Below are 20,574 nucleotides of genomic sequence, written 5' to 3'. Positions count from 1 at the left end.
GGCTCACCTCTTCCCATCCCGAACAGAGTAGTTAAGCCCGCCTGCGCAGATGGTACTGCAGTTATGTGGGAGAGTATGTCGTCGCCTTTCTTTAAAAATCCTCATCATTAATTTGATGAGGATTTTTTGTTTTACAACTCTCCGAAGTGTTCGGAAAACGCTTCAGCTGGTCGTCTTTCTTTCTTCCTTTAGATCAATCTTAAAACATTTGCTGTAATAATAATTAGGCATAAATATTAGTTAGCCTAAAAAGGAAGAATTCTATATTTCCTCATAACTCTAAATTACAATCTATAAGTTTTTGCTTTAGCATTGAAAGATTCAGACGAGGCATTTGTATTTTCCTTCTCAAAATAATTTAATATTGATGTTCTAAACCCCAGATTCCCTATATTTCAAAATTAGTGGATTATTTTTAGCATAGCATGTTGGAGGTATTTTTTTAAAGATGGTAAGTAAGTCTTTTTTAGATTTATGTTTTTGAAGATCAGTATTCAATTAGAACAATTAATTGGCTCGTTTTATTGAATTTGCCGCCATTTTATTTTTTTTATATGATGAGTAGTGACTTCAGGCTACTAATTGCTTTATATTGTTGTCAGTTATCAATTTTATGAAACTTCTTAATTCTGTTTTTAGTTTCTATTTAATATTCTCAACATAAATTTTTAGATAACATTCTTTTTTATATACCGCTTGATTTATTTTTCTTTTATCTTTTGTTAAATTTTTATTAATATTTTATTAGGGAAATCGATTTAAATATTTAATTTTAAATCCAAAATTAACAGACCTACATTTTAATAACAATTTTCAGTTTATGAAGAAAAAATTACTTTTATTTTTACTGTTTCATTTATTATTTAGTTTTTCTCTAAGTTCAAAAAATATTAAGAACAGCGAAGAATTAAATTATCTGAATTTTAAGTTGATTCCAGAATCCATTTCTTTAGATACTATTAAAAAACAGAATAAGAAATCAAAACTTTTAAGAAATTCAAAAATCACAGCTGTTTTACCTGCTCCAGTAACTGCTGCAGGAAGTTTATGTGGTGATGGTATTAACCCAGTACAAGTTAATATATCTGCTTTTGGAGCGAATGGAAATGAAACAATTGAGTGGTTTACTTCTCAGTCTTCTGCAATTCCTATTTATACGGGTAATATTTATAGTCCGAATATTAGTGCTACAAGAACTTATTATGTACAAAGCAGGCTAGGAAGCGATATTAGTATTCGTGTTCCTGTAGTGGCTTCTGTTTATGTTGTACCTCCTGCTGTTACATTGACTGTATCACCTGCTAATAATATATCTTCTCCTTTATGTTTAGGAACACAAGTTACATTTACTGCTTCTGGCGGGGGAGATCTTTTTGAATTTTCAGTTGATGGCGTTGTTAAGCAAGGGATGTCGACTAATAAGATATTCGTTACAAATACATTAACAGATGGTCAGGTTGTTAGAGTGCGAACACGTTATGCTGTAAATTTTGATGGAACTGTTACCGAAAAAGCTTGGGGAACCGGTGCGCTAGAAGATAATTTTCTTTCAGCACCGCTTTCTGCTAATGCTGCTACGGGATATGTTACTTCTTTGAAAATTAGTCCGGCTGAAGATAAGTTGACATTTGGTATCGTTGGAAAAACATTAAGTAATAGAAGAATTTTGTTGTTTCTTGATACAAAATCAGGAGGATTTAATATTTCAAATTATGGAGATGAATTGGGTTCAAGTCCTTTAGTTAATGCATTTAACTATTTTAACAATAATCCAAGTACATTTGACTCATATTTTCAAGCAGATTATTGCTTAGCTATTGGAACTGATTTAGGTGAAAGTAATTATAGTGCTGATATAATTGAATTAAAAACAGGAATATCAATTAAAACCAATATAGGAATTGTTGCTACCGGAAGCCCGTCCTCTGTTATGGGAGTAAATAAAAATAACACTGGAATTAATGATTATAGTTTAGGTTTTGAAGTCGAAATTTTAAAATCACTTATCGGTTATACCACTGGCGATATCAAATTTTTTGCGATGACTATCGCTGACCAAGATGAAACGAATTATTCAATTACTAATTCTTTTTTGAGTCCAGAGAGAACTAGTAATTTGGACTACGGAAATGGCGCTGTTGATTTTAATGTTAAGGATTCAAATCCAGTTGTAGTTGCTTCATCTGCATTAACACCTTGTTATGCAGAGGCGAATATTACTATGAGTTATGTCGAGAATCCAACTTTAGCGACAGTTGGAGGAAATCAGTCTAAATGTGTTTTGACCAGTGATCCTCTAGGAGGTAATACACCTTCAGTTGGTACGGGTTTTTGGTCTAAAAAATCTGGGCCCGGCGAAGTTGTTTTTAGTGATGCTACAAGTGGATCTTCTACAGCAACGGTTACTGTGGAAGGGATTTATGTGTTTACTTGGACAATTTCAAATGGACAATGTACACCATCGTCAAATGATATTAACGTAGAATATAATATAACTCTTCCTCCTAGTATTGATTCTATTACGCAGCCAACTTGTGCAGATAATTCAGGTAGTGTTGTATTAAATGACTTGCCTCCGGTTGGAAATTGGACAATCACTCCATCCATAGGTAGTCCTGTTACAGGATCGGGAAGTAGTTATGAATTCAGTAATTTAACTGCATCGACAACCTATACGTTTACTGTAACGGGTTTAAATAATTGCCCTTCGGTTCCATCAGCTGCTGTTACGATTAATGCGGTTCCACTTCCTCCAATTGTTCCGACAACGGCTAATGTAGTGCAACCAACTTGCGCGACTCCATCAGGAATTATTTCCATCACAACACAATCGGGAGTTGAATACAGTTTGGATGGTACAACGTATCAATCTTCGAATACTTTTTCAGGATTAACTCCAAATAATTATACTTTGTATGTAAGAAACACAGCGGATAATACGTGTGTTACGCCTTCATCATCAGTAATTACGATTAATGCGGTTCCACTTCCTCCAATTGTTCCGACAACGGCTAGCGTAGTGCAACCAACTTGTGCAATCCCATCAGGAAGTATTTCCATCACGACACAATCGGGAGTAGAATACAGTTTGGATGGCACAACATATCAATCTTCGAATACTTTTTCAGGATTGGCTCCAAATAATTATACTTTGTATGTAAGAAACACAGCGGATAATACTTGTGTTTCTCCTTCATCATCAGTAATTACGATTAATGCGGTTCCACTTCCTCCAATTGTTCCGACAACGGCGAACGTGGTGCAACCAACTTGTGCAATTCCATCAGGAAGTATTTCCATAGCGACGCAATCGGGAGTAGAATACAGTTTGGATGGCACAACGTATCAATCTTCGAATACTTTTTCAGGATTGGCTCCAAATAATTATACTTTGTATGTAAGAAACACAGCAGATAATACGTGTGCTACACCTTCATCATCAGTAATTACGATTAATGCGGTTCCACTTCCTCCAATTGTTCCCACAACGGCTAGCGTAGTGCAACCAACTTGCGCGACTCCATCAGGAAGTATTTCCATCACGACACAATCGGGAGTAGAATACAGTTTGGATGGTACAACGTATCAATCTTCGAATACTTTTTCAGGATTGACACCAAATAATTATACTTTGTATGTAAGAAACACATCGGATAATACGTGTCTTACACCTTCATCAGCAGTCATCACAATCAATGCGGTTCCACTTCCTCCAATTGTTCCGACAACGGCGAGTGTAGTACAACCAACTTGTGCAATTCCATCAGGAAGTATTTCCATTACAACACAATCGGGAGTTGAATACAGTTTGGATGGTACAACGTATCAATCTTCGAATACTTTTTCAGGATTGGCTCCAAATAATTATACTTTGTATGTAAGAAACACAGCAGATAATACGTGTGTTACGCCTTCATCATCAGTAATTACGATTAATGCGGTTCCGCTTCCTCCAGTAGTTCCGACAACGGCTAGCGTGGTGCAGCCAACTTGTGCAATTACATCAGGAAGTATTTCCATCACGACGCAATCGGGAGTTGAATACAGTTTGGATGGTATAACGTATCAATCTTCGAATACTTTTTCAGGATTGACTCCAAATAATTATACTTTGTATATAAGAAACACAGCGGATAATACGTGTGTTACGCCTTCATCATCAGTAATTACGATTAATGCGGTTCCACTTCCTCCGGTAGTTCCTACAACGGTTAGCGTAGTGCAACCAACTTGTGCAATCCCATCAGGAAGTATTTCCATTTCGATACAATCGGGAGTAGAATATAGTTTAGATGGCACAACGTATCAATCTTCGAATACTTTTTCAGGATTGGCTTCAAATAATTATACTTTGTATGTAAGAAACACAGCGGATAATACTTGTGTTACGCCTTCATCTTCAGTAATTACGATTAATGCGGTTCCACTTCCTCCGGTAGTTCCGACAACAGCTAGCGTGGTGCAACCAACTTGTGCGACTCCATCAGGAAGTATTTCCATCGCGACACAATCGGGAGTAGAATACAGTTTGGATGGCACAACATATCAATCTTCGAATACTTTTTCAGGATTGGCTCCAAATAATTATACGTTGTATGTAAGAAACACAGCGGATAATACGTGTGTTACGCCTTCATCATCAGTAATTACGATTAATGCGGTTCCGCTTCCTCCAGTTATTCCAACAACGGCAAGCGTAGTGCAACCAACTTGTGCAATACCATCGGGAAGCATTTCCATCACGACACAAACAGGAGTAGAATACAGTTTGGATGGTACAACGTATCAATCTTCAAATACTTTTTCAGGATTGGCTCCAAATAATTATACTTTGTATGTAAGAAACACAGCGGATAATACGTGTGTTACGCCTTCATCTTCAGTAATTACGATTAATGCGGTTCCACTTCCTCCGGTAGTTCCGACAACGGCTAGCGTGGTGCAACCAACTTGTTCGACTCCATCGGGAAGTATTTCCATCATAACCCAATCGGGAGTAGAATACAGTTTGGATGGCACAACGTATCAATCTTCAAATACTTTTTCAGGATTGGCTCCAAATAATTATACTTTGTATGTAAGAAACACAGCAGATAATACTTGTGTTATGCCTTCGTCATCAGTAATTACGATTAATGCGGTTCCACTTCCTCCAATCGTTCCTACAACGGCTAGTGTAGTGCAACCAACTTGCGCGACTCCATCAGGAAGTATTTCCATCACAACACAATCGGGAGTAGAATACAGTTTGAATGGCACAACGTATCAATCTTCGAATACTTTTTCAGGATTGACTCCAAATAATTATACTTTGTATGTAAGAAACACAGCGGATAATACGTGTGTTACGCCTTCATCATCAGTAATTACGATTAATGCGGTTCCACTTCCTCCAATTGTTCCGACAACGGCGAGCGTGGTGCAACCAACTTGCGCGACTCCATCAGGAAGTATTTCCATCACGACACAATCGGGAGTAGAATACAGTTTGGATGGTACAACGTATCAATCTTCGAATACTTTTTCAGGATTGGCTCCAAATAATTATACTTTGTATGTAAGAAACACAGCAGATAATACGTGTGTTACACCTTCATCAGCAGTCATCACAATTAATGCGGTTCCACTTCCTCCGATTGTTCCGACAACGGCTAGCGTGGTGCAACCAACTTGTGCGACTCCATCGGGAAGTATTTCCATCACAACCCAATCGGGAGTAGAATACAGTTTGAATGGCACAACGTATCAATCTTCGAATACTTTTTCAGGATTAGCTCCAAATAATTATACTTTGTATGTGAGAAACACAGCGGATAATACTTGTGTTACATCTTCATCATCTGTAATCACAATTAATGCAATACAAGTAGTTGTTTTACCAACTTCTGCTAGTGTAATTCAACCCACTTGTGCGATTCCATCAGGAAGTATTGCAATAACAACACAACTTGGCGTAGAGTACAGTTTGAACGGCGTAACGTACCAATCTTCGAATACTTTTTCAGGATTGGTTCCAAATAATTACACATTGTATGTAAGAAATACAGTGGATAATACTTGTGCAGCTCAATCGGTATCAGTAATTACTATTAATGCTATTCCACTTCCTCCTGTCGTACCAACCTCGACAACTGTGATTCAGCCAACTTGTGCGATTCCTTCAGGTACTATTACCATAGTTGCTCAATCTGGAGTTGAGTATAGTTTGAATGGTTCAACCTATCAAACCTCAAATACATTTTCAGGATTAGCACCAAATAATTACCTATTGTATGTTAGAAATATTGCTGACAATACATGTTCCGTTGTAAGTCTGGCGCGTGTAACTGTTAATCCACTTCCGTTATTGCCGTCAACTCCAACTTTGGTACAAGTTACACAACCAACTTGCTTGGCACCTTCCGGAAGTATTACAATTAGTACACAAGCAGATGTTCAATACAGTATAGGCAGTGGTTATCAAAACAGTTCTGTTTTTAATAATTTGGCTCCTGGTAAATACACCATGAGTGTACGATTTACTGCTAGTACTGCGTGTATCACTCTAGGTTCTGAAATAACTATAAATGCTGTTCCTCCACAAATACAATTTGAAACTACAGGTGAGTGTGAAAATAAAGAATATATTTTAAAAGCAAATCCTCTTTCAGGTTCATACGATTCAAATGAGGTTTCTTATCAATGGAAAGATAAAGATGGAAATCTTGTTGGAACAAATTCAAATGTTTTAAATGTTACTGATGTCATCGCTTCAGCTCCTACTGGACAAATAGTTTTTCCTGCAGTCTATTCGCTTACAGTGACTTCCACAGCTACAGGTTGTGAAACATCTGCGAATGTGACAGTTGAATCTGCTTATTGTAATATTCAAAAAGGAATTTCTCCAGATGGAAACGGTTCAAATGATTATTTCGATTTGAGATTGATGGACGTCAAAAAACTGGAAATATTTAACAGATACGGTATTAAGGTTTATAGTCAAGAAGATTATTCAGACCAATGGAAAGGTCAGTCAAACAAGGGAGATGATCTTCCAAGTGCAACTTATTATTATGTGATTGAATTCAATAGTGGTGAGCCAAAAACAGGTTGGATTTATTTGATTAGAGAAAAACAGTAATTAATGTATTTATTAGTCCACAGCAATTTTAAGTCGACTCATAAACTGAAAAATATATAGATATGAACAAAATACTATTGATGTCGCTTTTAACACTCTTCACTTGTATAGATGTAAAAGCACAACAAGATCCACATTATACTCAATATATGTATAATATGAATGTTATTAATCCAGCCTATGCAGGTTCAAAAGAGAACCTCTCTCTAGGACTTTTATATAGAAAACAATGGGTTAATATTGAAGATTCTCCAGCTTCATTTACTTTTTCGGGCCATGCTCCAGCGGGTAAAAATGTTGGAATTGGTATCTCTTTTATTTCAGATAAAATAGGACCGGTAACTGAGCAAAATGTTTTTGGAGATTTTTCATATACATTGAAATTAGGGGATACGCAGCGATTGGCATTTGGTCTAAAAGCGGGAGTTTCTTTTCATAAAGTGGGACTTAGGGATATTCAATCGAGCTTGCCTGACCCAACAGAAGGTATCTTTGGAGAAGATATTAATGACACTTCACTGAATTTAGGGACAGGTTTGTTCTATTATACTGATAAATATTATGTAGCGCTATCACTTCCTAATATGTTAAAAGCAGTGCATTTAGATTATAACGGACGTGAGTATGGCTCAGATGTATCGCATTATTTTTTAACGGCAGGTTATGTTTTCGATGTAAATTATGAGCTTAAATTCAAACCTTCTTTAATGTTGAAGTCGGCGTTTAATGTTACTCCTTCCTTAGATTTATCAGCTAATTTTTTATATCAGGAAAAGTTCGAGATTGGGGCAACGTACAGATTGCAAGACAGTTTTGGCGGAATGATTAATTTTGCAGTGACTCCAGAATTAAGAATCGGATACGCTTATGATCATATCGTTTCGGATTTAAAAGTTACTGCACCTTCGTCACATGAATTCATATTGTTATATGATTTATTTGAATCGAAAAAAGTGTCCCGTTCCCCTAGATTTTTCTAAAATTTAATTACTCAACGTAATGAAAAAAAATACAATATTATTGTTTTTTGTGTTAGCGAGTTTTTCACTTTGCGCACAAAATAAAGAGACTAAGAATGCTGATAAATTATTTGAAAGCTACGATTATGTTGAAGCGGCCAAAGAATATATCGAATTAGTCGAAAAAGGGAATTCCGATGCCTATTTGAGCAAACAGCTCGGAGATATTTATTTTTATATGCAAAACACTATAGAATCTGAAAAGTGGTATGCTAAAGCAATACAATCGCCGCAAGATGCGGAAACCTATTATAGATATGCTCAAATGCTTAAATCTAACGGTAAATATGCGGAATCAAATGCCCAAATGAAAGCATTTTCTAAGGTTGCGCCTGATGATCAGCGGGCAATTACGTTTAATAAAAATCCAAATTACCTTTCAGATTTAAATGCTATAGAAAATCGATTTGAAGTAAATAACCTTTCCGTGAATTCTGATAGATCAGATTTTGGGGCTGTTCTTTATGATGATGTTCTTTATTTTGCAAGTGCCAGAAATGAAAGTAGCAAAATTTATGGATGGAATGGCGAACCTTTTTTAAATATTTATCAGTCTACTTATAAAGCTGATGGCAGTTATTCAGAGCCAATTCCTGTGGATGAATTAAATACAAGATTTCATGAAGGTCCAGTTGCTATAACTAAAGATGGAACTGTCATTTACTTTTCAAGTGAAAGTTTCAAGGATAAATTATTTGAAAAAGATAAAACACATAAGCTGAAGTTTGGTCAAGTTAATCTTTATAAAGCAGTTAAAGAAAACGGAAAATGGAGTAAAATAATGTCTTTGCCTTTCAACAGTAAAAGTTATTCTACGGGTAATCCATCGATAGATAAAGACGGAAAGATTCTTTATTTTGCTTCTAATATGCCCGGTTCTGTAGGAGGAACTGATATTTGGAAAGTAACGGTGAACAATGATGGAACATTTGGAATACCAGAAAATTTAGGAAATAAAATTAACACAATTGGTGATGAGAATTTTCCTTTTGTAACGGATGATTCCATTTTGTATTTTTCTTCAAATGGGCTGATAGGTTTTGGAGGGTTAGACGTTTTTTCTGTTGATTTAAATAAAAATTTGGAACCCAATAATCTTGGAAAACCAGTAAATACGGAGAAAGATGATTTCGCTTTTACTTTCAATACAGAAAAAAATATAGGATTTGTATCCAGTAATCGTTCCGGTAAAGATCATATTTATAGTGCGGCTCCAATTTGTAAGGCGCAAATTTCAGTTGTTGTCAAAAATGCTAAAACTGCAGCTTTTTTAGCGAATTCTAAAGTAGTAGTTTTAGATGCAAACAATACTATTATTGACTCGCAAATGACTAATAGCAGTGGTGAAGTTATTTATAATGTAGAATGTAAAAAGCCGTATAAATTAGAAGTCTTTCAAGATGGTTTTGTAACTAAATCATTTTCTGCAATAAGTGCACAAGGCAAAATATATATTGAAGCTGCATTAGAGCCTATTGATGTTATTGTTACAGAAACAGAAATTATACTGAATCCTATTTATTTTTATTCTAATAAAAGCGATATTACAGATCGTGGTGCAGTAGAACTTGATAAATTGGTTTATGTTATGTCGCAAAACGATGCAATCAAAATTCATGTAAAAGCGCATACTGATTCCAGAGGAACGGATGAATATAATTTAGATTTATCCGACAGAAGAGCGCAATCTACTGTTGCATATATTATTTCTAAAGGTATCAATTCGGATAGGATTTTAGGAACCGGATACGGTGAATCACTACCGAAAATTGATTGTCAAGATAAGTGTACCGAATTAGAATATGCCTTAAACAGACGATCTGAGTTTATGATTGTAAAATAATGTACTGTGGATTTTGAGTAAACAAAAACAGGATGCTGAAAAGCATCCTGTTTTTGTTTACTATCATATTTTTATCTAACCATGGATAGTTTCTTGTTTTCCATAGTTTGTGATAATTGAAGTTTCAAATTCTATCCATTCCTTCCAACGTTTGTCTACATCTATATTGTCAGCATATTTGCGGGCGAAACCCAAGAAAGTTGTGTAATGTCCCGCTTCGGAAATCATGAGGTCTCTATAGAAAGTGGCTAATTCAACATCTTTTATGTTTTCTGATAAAACTTTAAACCGTTCACAGCTTCTGGCTTCAATCATTGCCGAAAACAACAATCGGTCGCAAAGTGCATCTTTTCGGCTGCCATCTTTTTTCATGAACTTAAAAAGTTCATTCACATAATGGTCTTTCCTTTCTCTGCCTAAAGTCAATCCTTTACTTTTGATTAAATTATGAACCAATTGCAAATGGTCTAGTTCTTCTTTTGCAATAATCAGCATCTCGGTTACTAATTCTTCTAATTCCGAATTATAAGTAACTAAACTTATCGCATTAGAAGCAGCTTTTTGCTCGCACCAAGCATGATCCGTCAATATTTCTTCTATATTTGATTCAACTATATTTACCCAACGCGGGTCTGTGGCTAATTTTAATCCTAACATGATGATGAAATTTATTTGCTACAAAATTAGTGTTTTATAATCTATTTTTGGTTCTAATGACCGTATTGAACTCAAAATAGCATTATTTTGCAAATGAAATTTTATAATAATATGAATCAAGTTCAAAAGCTTTTAATTATCGGTTTTGTTTGGCCAGAACCCAATTCGTCAGCAGCAGGAGGAAGGATGATGCAACTGATTTCACTTTTTAAAGCGCAAGGTTTTAGTATTACGTTTGCTAGTCCAGCGCAAGACAGTGATTTTATGGTTGATTTGCCAGAATACCAAGTGGATAAAAAATCAATCGAACTGAATAATTCTAGTTTTGATTTTTTTATAAAAGAATTAAATCCATCATTGGTTTTGTTTGATCGTTTTATGATGGAAGAACAATTTGGTTGGCGCGTTACCGAAAATTGTCCTGATGCGTTACGATTATTGGATACCGAAGATTTGCATTGTTTGCGTTTGGCTCGTCAGAAAGCATTCAAAGAAAACCGTTCTTTTATAACAACTGATTTATTTGTTGAAGAGGTAGCTAAAAGGGAAATTGCCAGTATTTTGCGTTGTGATTTATCTTTGATGATTTCCGAATTTGAGATGGAATTACTAGAATCTACATTTAAAATAGATAATTCTTTATTATATTATTTGCCTTTTTTATTAAAGCCAATTGACGCTACCGAAATTCAGGAATTACCGACTTTTGAAGAAAGAAAAGATTTTATTTTTATCGGAAATTTTCTTCATGAGCCTAATTGGAATGCTGTTCAATATTTAAAAGATACAATTTGGCCTTTAATTAAAAAAAGTCTACCTGAAGCTGTTTTGAATGTTTATGGCGCCTATCCTTCACAAAAAGTAATGCAATTACATAACAAGAAAGAAGGGTTTTTAATCATGGGAAGAGCTATAGATGCTAAAGTAGTAGTTAAGGAAGCGCGAGTAGTTTTGGCTCCTTTGCGTTTTGGTGCAGGGATTAAAGGGAAGTTATTAGAAGCGATGCAATGCGGTACGCCAAGTGTCACGACTTCCATTGGTTCTGAATCCATGCATGGTGATTTGTCTTGGAATGGCTTTATTATGGATGGTATAGCTGATTTTGTTGATAGAGCAGTACAATTGTATCAAGACAGAACTATTTGGCTTAATGCCCAACAAAATGGATTTGGAATTATCAATCAACGCTATTCTAAAGGTTTGTTCGAAGAAAACTTTAGAGTTAAAATAGAATTTTTACGGTCTAATTTACCGCAGCATCGATTGAATAATTTTATGGGTTCCATTTTGCAACACCATACATTAAAAAGCACGAAATATATGTCGCGGTGGATTGAAGAGAAGAATAAATAAAAAATCCCGTCAAGTTTTAGAAACAAGACGGGATTTGTGTTTTAAAATCCGAGTTATTACGCAAGCATAGTAACAGGGTTTTCTATATATTGTTTCAATGTTTGTAAAAATTGAGCTCCAGTTGCACCGTCAATTGTTCTGTGGTCGCAAGCTAAAGATAACATCATTGTGTTTCCTACTACAATTTGACCATTTTTCACTACCGGTTTTTCTACAATAGCTCCTACGGATAGGATAGCAGAATTAGGTTGGTTAATAATAGAATTGAATTCTGTAATACCAAACATTCCTAGATTAGAAACTGTAAAAGTACTTCCTTCCATTTCTGTAGGTAATAATTTTTTGTTCTTAGCTCTTCCTGCAAGATCTCTTACGCTTCCGCCAATTTGAGATAAACTCATAGCGTCTGTAAAACGTAATACTGGAACTACTAATCCGTCTTCAACAGCTACAGCAACTCCTATGTTTACATGGTGATTGATAAGAATTGAATCTTCTCTCCATTGTGAATTCACTTTTGGATGTTTTTTCAAAGCCATTGCGCACGCTTTGATTACCATATCGTTAAACGATACTTTTGTGTCAGGAACGCTGTTGATGATAGTTCTAGATTTCATAGCTTCATCCATTGCTACCTCAATTACTAAATTGTAATGTGGAGCTGTGAATAAAGATTCTGCTAAACGCTTCGCTATGATTTTTCGCATTTGCGAATTCTTGATTTCTTCTGTGAAAACTTCTCCTGCTGGAACAAATGGTTTTGCAGCAGCAACAGTTTCTGTTTTTGTTGGTGCAGCTGCAGTTGTCGGTGCCTGAGCAGCTACAGTTTGTGGGGTGAAGTTTTCGATATCGCTTTTTACAATACGTCCATTTTCGCCAGAACCTTTCACTTGTGTCAATTGAATTCCTTTATCACTTGCAATTTTCTTTGCTAATGGTGATGCTAAAATACGTTGACCGTCAGTTGATGGTTCTTGAACTATTGGTTCCGAAGCTTTTTCTGTTGAAGTAACTTCTTTTTCTTCTGCTACTGCTGGAGCCGTTTGTGGTGCTCCGCCAGTTTTATAGTTTTCAGCGATTCCACTGATATCAGTTCCTGCAGGTCCAATGATTGCTAAAAGGCTATCAACTGGCGCAGTATTTCCTTCTTCGATTCCTACGTATAATAGAGTTCCTTCGTTGAAAGATTCAAATTCCATCGTAGCTTTATCAGTTTCGATTTCAGCAAGAATGTCACCTTCAGCAACCGCATCGCCTACTTTTTTCAACCAAGTCGCTACTGTTCCTTCGGTCATGGTATCGCTTAAACGAGGCATGGTGATAACTACAACTCCTTTTGGAAGTGAAGTTGCTGCAGGTGCAGCGGATTTTGTAGCTTCAGGAGTAGAAGCTGTTTCTTCAGTAACTTTTGTTTCTTCTTTAACTGGAGCTGCATCAGCTGGTTTTCCTGCTAATAATGCCGAAATGTCCTCGCCTTCTTTTCCTATAATTGCTAATAAAGAGTCTACCGGTGCAGTTTCACCTGCAGGGATTCCTATGTGTAAAAGTGTTCCTTCGTTGAAAGACTCAAATTCCATTGTTGCTTTGTCAGTTTCAATTTCTGCAAGGATATCACCTTCACTTACTTTATCACCTACATTTTTTAGCCAAGTCGCTACCGTTCCTTCCGTCATCGTATCGCTCAAACGAGGCATTGTAATTATTGTTGCCATAATTGATTTATAGTTTATGAGGTAAAAATGGATAGTTCTCTTGTTCGTATACTACATCGTATAGCTGTTGAATGGGAGGGTATTCAGATTCTTCGGCAAATGTTACACATTCTTCCACTAAATCTTTTACTCTTTGATCAATTGCTTCGATTTCTTCTTCTGTAGCATATTTTTGATCTTTAATTACATCTAAAACTTGAGTAATTGGATCAATTTTTTTGTATTCTTCTACTTCTTCTTTCGAACGGTATAATTGTGCATCCGACATAGAGTGACCTCTATAACGGTATGTTTTCATTTCTAAGAAAGTTGGTCCGTCTCCACGACGTGCTCTGTCAATTGCTTCAGTCATTGCTTCAGCAACTTTTACAGGATTCATTCCGTCAACTGGTCCGCAAGGCATTTCGTATCCTAAACCTAATTTCCAAATATCAGTATGATTGGCTGTTCTTTCTACAGAAGTTCCCATTGCATATCCATTGTTTTCAACAATAAATACAACTGGTAGTTTCCATAACATAGCCATATTAAACGCTTCGTGTAAAGATCCTTGACGTGCTGCTCCATCACCAAAGTAGGTCATAGTAACACCACCTGTTTCAAAATATTTGTCTGCAAAAGCTAATCCTGCACCTACAGGAATTTGTCCTCCTACAATTCCGTGACCACCATAAAAACGGTGCTCTTTTGAAAAGATGTGCATAGAACCACCCATACCTTTTGAAGTTCCGGTAACTTTTCCTAAAAGTTCTGCCATCACGCGTCTAGGGTCAACTCCCATACCGATTGGCTGAACGTGATTTCTGTAAGCAGTAATCATTTTGTCTTTTGTCAAGTCCATTGCGTGCAATGCACCAGCTAATACTGCCTCTTGACCATTGTATAAATGTAGAAATCCTCTAACTTTTTGTTGGATGTATAATGCTGCAAGTTTGTCCTCAAACTTTCTCCAAAGCAGCATATCTTCATACCACTTTAAATATACTTCTTTTGTAACTTCTTTCATCTGAATTTTTCTTTTGCTAAAGTGTTATTGTATTATCAATTTGTACTATAACGCAAAATAGTTTCCTCCCACAAATTTGCGAAATGCAAAAATAAGACATTCCAAGTAAGAACTAAAATTTAATAGGCAATTTTTGGAATTTTTACAAGAATTTTTTATCGAACATAAATGGGAGCAAGTTTTTCAGGGATTCTGATTTGTAAATTGCACCAATTTCTCCCATAAAATAGATTTCTATTGGGGTCTCTTGTTTTATTTCATATTCTGCAATTGATTGTCTGCAAGATCCACAAGGCGGAATTGGAGCCGTAGTTTGGTTCGTATCCGATGCAGCAGTAATTGCCATTTTTAAAATTTTAGCTTCTGGATAAACTGCTCCGGCATAAAAAATTGCTACACGTTCTGCACAAAGCCCTGACGGATAAGCTGCGTTTTCTTGGTTGGAACCAAGTACAATTTTCCCATTGTCTAAAAAAATTGCAACTCCAACTCTGAATTTGGAATAAGGAGCATAAGCATTTTTTCGTACTTCAACGGCTTGTGTCATTAAATCCTGAATGTCATTTGGTAATTCCTGAATGGATTCGAACACTTTGAATTGTGTGGTAATTGTTATTTCTTTCATGCTTTTTTTGGGAAAAAAAATCCAAATTTCATCTCCGAAGTATCGGGATTGAAATTTGGATTGTTATTTATGAATTAATTTAAATTTAATATTCGTCATATTTTTCACCGAAATTGAATGTCAGTGAAAAACGAAGGGTGTTTTCTAATGGGTTTTTTACTTTAGATGCTGAAAATAAATAAGAAACATCTACTTTGACTACATTATATTTGAAGCCTGCTCCAAGGGAGAAAAATTGACGTGCTCCTTTTAAAGGACTTTCGTGAAAATATCCCAATCGCATCGCAAAGGAATCTTGATACAAATATTCGGCACCTACAGCATACGTAACTTCTTTTACTTCTTCACCAAAACCATCAGGTGCATCTCCAAATGATTTAAAAACACCAGACGTCCATCCGATTGAACGGTAATTATCGTTATTTTGATTGCGCTCTTCGGAGGTTACATTTCCGTCGCCGTTTAAATCTGGGTCTTGTGGAGTTGGAACCAATAATTTATTGAATTCAACATTTACAGCAACCTTATTGTAGTCGTCTAAAATAAAATCAAAACCCGTTCCTATTTTTAAATTGGCAGGGATGAAATTATTGTTAAAATCATCATTATCATAACTGATTTTTGGACCTAAGTTTTGAATATTGAATCCTGCTCTCCATCTTCCGTTGAATTCATTATATGCTAATTCTTCAGATTGATAAAAACCAGCCACATCAACCGCAAATGTACTTGCAGATGAAGCATCATTATTGTCTGAAGCTACTTTTAGATTAGAATTAATGAAACGTCCCGCAACAGCCATCGAAAATTTTTCACTCAATTTTAACGAATACGATCCGTCAATGGCAAATTCATTTGGAGAAACTAATCTGGGTGTTTCGTTAGGATCGCCAGTTTCGCGCAATTCAATTTCACCTAAACCAAAGTAGCGCAGGCTTCCCGCAAAGGCGCTTTTCTCATTCAGTTTTTGATAATAAGTTACTTGTCCTAATGATATGTCATTTACTAAATCAGTAAGGTATGGCGTGTAGCTGATGGAAAATCCTTGTGCATCAGTTGCAAAAGCATATTTTGCCGGATTCCATTGTTGAGAAAAAGCATCGGCAGAAGTTGCTACCCCAATATCCGCCATACCTGCTGCTCTTGCATCAGCTGCGACCAGTAAAAAAGGAACTCCTGGATTTATTACTCTGTCTTGTGCTTTGGCAGCAGTAACAATAAATAAAAGTATAAAAAGTGGTATTATTTTTCTCATTTTGATGCGAATATTTATTAAACAAATATAGTATAATATTAAAGGATTACAAGTTTTTCAAACTTTTCAGATTTCTTATTGGTTAAGCTTGATTTTACAGTGAGTTTATACACATACACTCCTTTTCCTATTCGGTCACCAAAATCGTCTTTACCGTCCCAAGTTATTTCTTTAGATAAAAATCCTTCGGTGGTTATAATTTGATTTTTTGTCCAAACAATTTTTCCCGTTATAGTCATTACTTGAACCTGAACTTCGAGCGGCTCGAACGGTCTGTTGTGTGTAAACCAAAACTCAGTATAATTCACGAACGGATTAGGATAGTTCAACACATGTGTCAATGTTATTGTTTCATCTCCGACTACTATAAATTGTATTTCCGCTGTAATTGGGTTGTTGTACACATCCCATGCTTTGAAAGTTATAGTGTGTAATCCGGGAGCTAAATTACGCAATGGAAACCGCAATGTTCCACTAGTAAAATCATCCAGATTGGTTTGATAATAATCATTTAAAACAAACGGATTGTTTACATCTCCATCTAAAACAGCAACGATATCATGACCTATTCCGCTCGCTGTATTAATTCCATTTTCATCTTCAAGATGCGCGACCAGAAAGGGAGATTCATTAGTTGTTCCTCCAGAAACAAAAGTCTCGTCATTCATATATAACTTAACTCTTGGACTAATATTGTCTGCTGTAGCGTTTTCGTTTATTCCGCCTATTTTTATATTGGAATCGTATCCGGTTTCGTTTTGTAATAGTTCATTTTTTTTGGAATAAAAACTTATTCTTCCGTTTGCCAATGGAACTCTGATGTCTCTTGGCACAACAAAACTAAATTCAAATTGACCATTAGTGACGGATGCATTTCCCCTGAATATTGTTTCTCCTAAAACATTGAAATTAATAGGAGGACTATTTCCGTCATTATTATAAGTAACTCTTGAGACTGTTTTGTCAAAAATAGTGGTAGAAACTTCTCCGTTGTAATTTGTCAATAGATTATTGTTTTCATCTGTCACTTCTCCCGTAAGTTTCATTTTTGCCAATGATTTGAAGTCGTCCATGGTTTGGGTAACGGGAACATCATTTACGTTAGTCAATCTGATTTTTGGCTTGGCTACTGCCAGCATTATGGCTGGGTCGCCAATGTAAAAAACAACATTGGTGGCTGAATTTGGATTGCTATTTTTTGAAATTCTCAGCGCTTCCGCGATTGATGTGTATTGGTTTGAACCGTATGAAAGTAAATTTTTTGTCAAAGCATCGTTGAAATTTTCTGCGCTAAACTGACCAATAGAACGTATTGTGGTGATCATGGCAATTGCTCCGCCTTTTGGATTCCAATAAGTATATTCCCCTGCGGTTGGCCTAAACGGATTGTCGAATCTAGAGAATTCGCATGTAATAGTTATAAATAAAGGATATTTGAATTGATTACTCAAGTTTTGTCCATCTGATTTTTCCCAAATTCGTTCAGCTGATAAACCGTCTTCACCACCATGTCCCAAATAATTAAATACTAAAGCCCCTTTTTCGAAAGCATTAAAAAAATCCGTTCTCGCTTTTGGATATCTCGAACCTCCCGCAGAGGCTTCTTGAGCATAAGAGTCTAATAAAATTTTATTCACATTCAAGAAAGGTTTCTGTAAAGAAATGGTATTTGCAAGACTATTTTGTCTGTTTTGCAAACTGGCATCCGCAGGTATATCAGAATCATCAGATACAAGCACAAAGTTATTTCTCCAGCTGCCGTAGGATTTTAGATCATGGTATTCAATAACTTTATTGACCATTTCTTCAGCCTGTTTAGTGTCATTGACAAGCATTCTTCCTACTGCAATATCGATTCCGCCAAAAAAAGAAGTAACATTTCCTTCCGATGGGTCCATTAATCCAAAAAAATCATCGGATGCAAAAGAGGATTCTCCAGTTGTGTTGCTGTTTAAAGAATGGTAAATAGGAACAACATTCGTATTATTTATGATTCGGTTTTTGAAATCGTAAGAAGCATCTCCAAAAAGATTGATAAATTTCAGTCTTTTATCCGGAGACGAAGCATTTTCATAAATGTATTTAATGCAGTTTCTTATGGCGGCAACATCCTGTTTTCCAGAAGAAAATTCTTGATAAATCAATTCTAATGGAATAACTTTTACATTTAAATTAGAATATGTACGATGAAAACGGGCTAGTTTTTCCGCTTGTGAAACTAGAAACGAGGGTGAAATAATTACATAATCAATATCTTGAAACTGACCTTGGCTGTTTTTAAAAAGTGAGCCTTTTAAGTTTTGATTCGCAATTTTTGACTTGTTGTCTTTTAATGGTGTATAATAATCAGCTGCATCAATTGCGATATATTTTCTCAGTTCACCCAAATTTGCTTTGAAACTTAGGGAACTCTGATTCGAATTTTCGATTTTGCTGATAGTATGAGTGTCGGTAACGTCCCAAATTTGAGAAATCCCAGTCGCGTTTGAAATTTCGTAATTTACAACTCCAAGATTTGAAACGGATTGATCGTATTGAAAGTGAAATTGCTTTCCGTAGCCTAGAAGTTTTCTTTTGGCGGTAAGCCTAATATTATCTAGAAAACCTTTGGAACCCGGAACGCCATTATTGTTGTATTTTAATTTTATTTTGATGTTTTCTGTTCCGTTGAAAGCAGTGTTGTTTGGCAAAAAACCAACGATAAACTCGGTTCCTGAATTGCTACTTAATGCAGGGAATGAAATGGTTCCTGCCGCACCTCCGTTTGCTGTTACATTGAAAGAGGTTGAAGTAAAAGCGGCTGAGGCTGCTGTCAGCATGATTTTCACAGGAACTGAACTGTCGAGATTTGGAAAAACAAAATCAAATTCCTGCTCATCCTTAACATCAAATGATTCGCCAAACCACTGGCGGCCTAGACGGGCAATATTGACAAGATCCTGTTCATGAAATTGATAATCGTCAAATGATGTTAAAGTCAAAGTGCTGTTTCCTGCAGGCTGTGCTAAAGGAGCAATTCTTTTTCCATCAGCGCCTTGTACAGTAATATAGTAATAGGATTTTTTGTCATACAAATTTAAGTGCGTTCTGCTTTCTTGATTCCAAGTGTCAACTCCTTCGCCATAAAAAAGGATATAATCTTCATTGTTAAAAACTCCGTCACTTTCACCGCTAATTTGAATAGCATTTTCGATTAAGTCATTCGGATAATAAATGTTATTTGATAATGGTAGCATTCGGCCGCCATTTCCGTAAATCTTTATTTTTCTTGGGTCTAAAGCATTAACGTCAAGTCCCAGTTGTTGCAGAAAACTTTTAGATATTTTATAAACCCCCGATTTTTCTATATAAAATTGAAACCAATTACCAGTTGCCAAGACAGAATTTGAAATGGAATTTACAGTTTTGCCAGTTTGCAGGATTCTGGAGGTATTGTTGTTGTTTTCCACTTCATACGAAAAGGACTTGATTCGTTTGAATCCAAAATCATCCTTAATTATAGGTGAAAGTGTAATAAATGGCTCTTTGATGCCTCTTGAATTAGAAATTGTAATCGTTGCATTGGTTGCATTTGGTATGTTTTCTGTAGATAAATCGCCAAGCTGAGAAAGTGTAATTGGCTCGTAAATAACATTTGTAATTTGAATCTTTCCTTCGTCAAAATTTACGGTCTCTTTTGTTTTTAAAGTAAAAAGGAGTGTTTTGCTGGAAGCGTCGTAATGAAAGCTATTTCCTGTAAACTGAGGAATAATAACTTTAAAATCACCATAAGACATTTCTTTTTTTTCTAACCATTCGATGGCGACATCACCTTTAATTTGAGCAAAAGAAACAAACGGAATTAGGGCTAAAAAAGCCAAAAATATTTTTCTCATTGTTTTTTTAACGTGATTAATAGTGAGTTATTATTAATCAGTAAAAATAAATCATTTCGTGTAATACTAAATAATAAATATTATAAATTTGCGTTATATTAGATAATTT

10 protein-coding genes and 1 rRNA gene are annotated in these 20,574 nt (G+C 35.6%); 5 read left to right on the top strand and 6 right to left on the bottom strand.

Features of this window, described 5'->3' with window-relative positions:
- The 4 genes from rrf to IWX80_RS11835 form a co-directional block, all read left to right on the top strand.
- Nucleotides 1-90 (top strand): 5S ribosomal RNA (gene rrf / locus IWX80_RS11850); the annotation flags it as partial.
- Nucleotides 91-820: 730 nt separating this feature from the next.
- Entirely contained in the window at nt 821-7,120 is a 6,300-nt protein-coding gene (locus tag IWX80_RS11845; protein WP_196853603.1) for a gliding motility-associated C-terminal domain-containing protein, read from the top strand.
- 62 nt (nt 7,121-7,182) lie between these two features.
- Entirely contained in the window at nt 7,183-8,100 is a 918-nt protein-coding gene (locus IWX80_RS11840) for a PorP/SprF family type IX secretion system membrane protein (RefSeq protein ID WP_196853602.1), read from the top strand.
- A 19-nt stretch (nt 8,101-8,119) separates the two neighbouring features.
- Nucleotides 8,120-9,982: an OmpA family protein gene (locus IWX80_RS11835; protein WP_196853601.1), complete on the top strand. Its 1,863-nt coding sequence runs from the start codon at nt 8,120-8,122 to the stop codon at nt 9,980-9,982.
- 75 nt (nt 9,983-10,057) lie between these two features.
- On the opposite strand, the gene IWX80_RS11830 is transcribed toward IWX80_RS11835, so the two are convergent.
- The gene (locus tag IWX80_RS11830) at nt 10,058-10,639 is read right to left on the bottom strand and encodes a tRNA-(ms[2]io[6]A)-hydroxylase (protein ID WP_099713544.1); all 582 of its coding nucleotides are present in this window, start codon (nt 10,637-10,639) and stop codon (nt 10,058-10,060) included.
- A 111-nt stretch (nt 10,640-10,750) separates the two neighbouring features.
- Between IWX80_RS11830 and IWX80_RS11825 the strand changes: the two genes are divergently transcribed.
- A complete protein-coding gene (locus tag IWX80_RS11825; protein WP_196853600.1) occupies nt 10,751-11,992 on the top strand; it encodes a glycosyltransferase in 1,242 nt (413 codons plus the stop codon).
- 56 nt (nt 11,993-12,048) lie between these two features.
- Here IWX80_RS11825 and IWX80_RS11820 read toward each other — a convergent pair whose 3' ends face one another.
- The 5 genes from IWX80_RS11820 to porU form a co-directional block, all read right to left on the bottom strand.
- A complete protein-coding gene (locus IWX80_RS11820) occupies nt 12,049-13,704 on the bottom strand; it encodes a pyruvate dehydrogenase complex dihydrolipoamide acetyltransferase (RefSeq protein ID WP_196853599.1) in 1,656 nt (551 codons plus the stop codon).
- 7 nt (nt 13,705-13,711) lie between these two features.
- Nucleotides 13,712-14,710 carry a pyruvate dehydrogenase (acetyl-transferring) E1 component subunit alpha gene (gene pdhA / locus IWX80_RS11815; RefSeq protein ID WP_113637949.1) on the bottom strand — a complete coding sequence of 333 codons (999 nt, stop codon included), beginning with the start codon at nt 14,708-14,710 and terminating at the stop codon, nt 13,712-13,714.
- A gap of 142 nt (nt 14,711-14,852) precedes the next feature.
- Nucleotides 14,853-15,335: a cytidine deaminase gene (cdd, locus tag IWX80_RS11810; protein ID WP_196853598.1), complete on the bottom strand. Its 483-nt coding sequence runs from the start codon at nt 15,333-15,335 to the stop codon at nt 14,853-14,855.
- Nucleotides 15,336-15,420: 85 nt separating this feature from the next.
- Entirely contained in the window at nt 15,421-16,590 is a 1,170-nt protein-coding gene (gene porV, locus IWX80_RS11805) for a type IX secretion system outer membrane channel protein PorV (protein WP_196853597.1), read from the bottom strand.
- A gap of 38 nt (nt 16,591-16,628) precedes the next feature.
- Nucleotides 16,629-20,465 carry a type IX secretion system sortase PorU gene (porU, locus tag IWX80_RS11800; RefSeq protein ID WP_196853596.1) on the bottom strand — a complete coding sequence of 1,279 codons (3,837 nt, stop codon included), beginning with the start codon at nt 20,463-20,465 and terminating at the stop codon, nt 16,629-16,631.
- Nucleotides 20,466-20,574 lie beyond the last annotated feature (109 nt).

Origin of the sequence: Flavobacterium sp. CAN_S2 (genome assembly GCF_015752255.1) — a bacterium.
GTDB lineage: Bacteria > Bacteroidota > Bacteroidia > Flavobacteriales > Flavobacteriaceae > Flavobacterium.
This window is presented reverse-complemented; position numbering and strand designations above follow the sequence as displayed.